Raw genomic sequence first — 2,806 nt, 5'->3', positions numbered from 1 at the left:
CCCCCACACCCCGCCCCCTTCCAACAACTCCTGGACCACCAGCGGCACCTGCACCCTGGTGGGCGCAGGCCCGGGCGACCCGGAGCTGCTCACGATAAAGGCCCTCAAGGCCATCCAGGCTGCCACCGTCCTGCTGGTGGATGATCTCGTGAGCGACGCCATCGTGGCCCACGCTTCGCCCACGGCCCGCATTGTCTATGTGGGTAAACGTGGCGGCTGCAAAAGCACCCCCCAGGCCTTCATCGAAAAGCTCATGCTCATGGCCGTGCACGAGGGCGAGAACGTGGTGCGCCTCAAGGGCGGCGATCCGTTCATCTTCGGGCGCGGAGGTGAAGAAGTGGAGCACCTGCGCGCTGCGGGCGTTCCCGTCACCGTCATCAACGGCATCACGGCGGGCCTGGCCGGGCTTACCTCGCTGGGCGCGCCACTCACGCACCGCGAGCATGCACATGGCGTGGTCTTCATCACCGGCCATGCCAAGCCTGGCGACGCGGGCACCGACTGGCAGGCCCTTGCCCGCACCGCCCGCGACGCCAAGCTCACGCTCGTGATCTACATGGGCGTGAGCGGCGTGGCAACCATCGAGCAGGAATTGCTCACCGGCCTGCCAGCCAACACCCCCGTTGCCGTGATACAGCACGCCAGCCTGCCCCACCAGCGCCATGCAATCACCACGCTGGGCAGCCTGCACTCCACCATCAGCCGCGAGGGGCTCGCCAGCCCCTCGGTGATTGTGGTGGGCGATGTGGTGCGTGGCGTGGCGCTGGCGTCGCTGGATGCGGCGCAGGCACCACAGGCTTTGCGCGTCGGCTGAACGCTGCCGGCTCCTCCATCTCTTGCCCCTCGGACGCAACGCTGGGCTGGGCTTCCGAAAGCCCTATTTCATCCCCAGCCCTCACTGCGCAACCCGACATTGGCCCAGGTATTGCTTGACTGCAGGCATCTGAATGCTAAAAGCACAAGGAGCACCATGGCAGCCTTCCCCGCCCCCGCACGCACCACCGGCATGCCCGTGCAGCCCTCCGCCCCAGCAATAGCGCCGCGCGACAGCGGCATGTCGCTGGTCAACCTCGCAGCACGCCAGCGCATGCTGTCACAGCGCATGGTGCTGCAGACCGTGCTGGCCGCACGCGGCAGCGACCTGCACCTGAAAGCCGCACGCAGCACCCTGGCGCTGTTTGCCGACAGCCAGGCACGCCTGGTCGAAACGCCGCACCACCTGGACGCCGTCAGCGCAAACATCATTCGCCGGGTGTACCAGGGGCCCTCGGGGGTGCGTTCCATCATCGACCAGTTTGCACAGCAGGTGGACACCGCACTTGGTCTGACCGAGCGCCAGAGCCCACGGGTGGAAGAGACACTTGCCCAGCTGGTGGAGTCCAATGACAGCGTGCTGGACGCCCTCAACACCGCCACCACAGCGTTTGACCAGGTGAGCAAGGCACAGTCCGAAACTTTGATGAAGGAACTCGCAAGCATCGTGGCCTCCATCCAGACCGTGGCCCGCGAGGCCAAGGTAGTCAGCTTCAATGCCCAGGTAATGGCTGCCCGCGCAGGCCAGCACGGCCGCGAATTTGCCGTGGTAGCCAATGTGCTGTCGGGCATCACCAACGAGATCGATGGCCTGTCACTGCAGGCGGTGTCGCTGGCTGGGCGCAGCCGCGCTCGGTCTTGATGCCCCGACCGCAAAATCGGACAAGGCCATGTGGTGGCCCGTCCTTCACATGCGCTTACAAGCAGACGGCAAGCCGCAGCAGTTTCCTTGCAGCCTCCAACTATCATCCCTGAAACATCGACACCCACGACATGCCCCCTTGACCGTGAACCGTGTACATGACCCATTCAGGAAAAGAGGATTTCATGAGGCTCACCGACTTGAGCAAACACTTGGCCCTTGCTGGCTGCCTGCTCATCGGCAGCGGAACGGCCTGGAGCTACGCCATCCAGGCCGGCAAGGTCGTCAACGATGCGGGGCAGGCGATTCAGCTACGCGGCGTGAACTGGTTTGGTTTTGAAACCAACACGCATGTGGTCCATGGCCTGTGGGCTCGCAACTGGAAGGACATGATCACGCAGATGCAGGCACAGGGTTTCAATGCTGTGCGCCTGCCGTTCTGCCCCGCCACATTGCACGGTTCGGCCCCGCCGAACAGCATCGACTATGGCCGTAACGCCGATCTGCAGGGCCTTTCAGCCATCCAGGTCATGGACAAGGTGATCAACGAGTTGAGCGCGCGCGGCATGTATGTGCTGCTGGACCACCACACGCCCGACTGCCAGACCATCAGCGAGCTTTGGTACACCCCCAGCTACAGCGAGCAGCAATGGATCAGCGACCTGACCTTTGTGGCACAGCGGTACGCGGGCGTTCCTGGCGTCATTGGCATTGACATCAAGAACGAACCTCACGGCGCAGCGACCTGGGGTACAGGTAACAATGCCACCGACTGGAACAGGGCAGCCGAGCGCGCCGCCTCCGCCGTGTTGCCGCTAGCCCCGCACTGGCTGATCGCCGTGGAGGGCATCGGCGAAAACCCCAGCTGCTCCAGCAACAGCGCCCATTTCTGGGGAGGCAACCTGGAACCCCTGGAGTGCACCCCCTTGAATATCCCGGCCAACCGGCTGCTTCTGGCCCCGCATACCTACGGGCCGGATGTATATGTGCAGTCGTACTTCAATGCATCCAACTTCCCGAGCAACATGCCCGCCATCTGGGACCAGCACTTCGGCCGCTTCGCTCAAGCCGGCCATGCGGTGGTACTGGGCGAATTCGGTGGCAAGTATGGCCAGGGCGATGCGCGCGATG

At 64.1% G+C, this 2,806-nt stretch carries 3 protein-coding genes; all 3 read left to right on the top strand.

The annotated features are described in order from the left end of the window. Positions 1 to 55: 55 nt before the first annotated feature. Positions 56 to 814, top strand: a complete 759-nt coding sequence (cobA, locus tag DBR12_RS20300; RefSeq protein WP_108618885.1) for a uroporphyrinogen-III C-methyltransferase — start codon at positions 56 to 58, stop codon at positions 812 to 814. A gap of 156 nt (positions 815 to 970) precedes the next feature. Continuing rightward, on the top strand, positions 971 to 1,675 hold the full coding sequence (locus tag DBR12_RS20295) for a type IV pili methyl-accepting chemotaxis transducer N-terminal domain-containing protein (protein WP_108618884.1): 705 nt from the start codon (positions 971 to 973) through the stop codon (positions 1,673 to 1,675). Positions 1,676 to 1,860: 185 nt separating this feature from the next. Beyond that, positions 1,861 to 2,806: glycoside hydrolase family 5 protein (locus DBR12_RS20290; RefSeq protein ID WP_108618883.1), on the top strand; the 946-nt coding region annotated here is incomplete at its 3' end.

The sequence above is a fragment of the Acidovorax sp. HMWF029 genome, from assembly GCF_003060895.1.
GTDB lineage: Bacteria > Pseudomonadota > Gammaproteobacteria > Burkholderiales > Burkholderiaceae_C > Acidovorax.
This window is presented reverse-complemented; position numbering and strand designations above follow the sequence as displayed.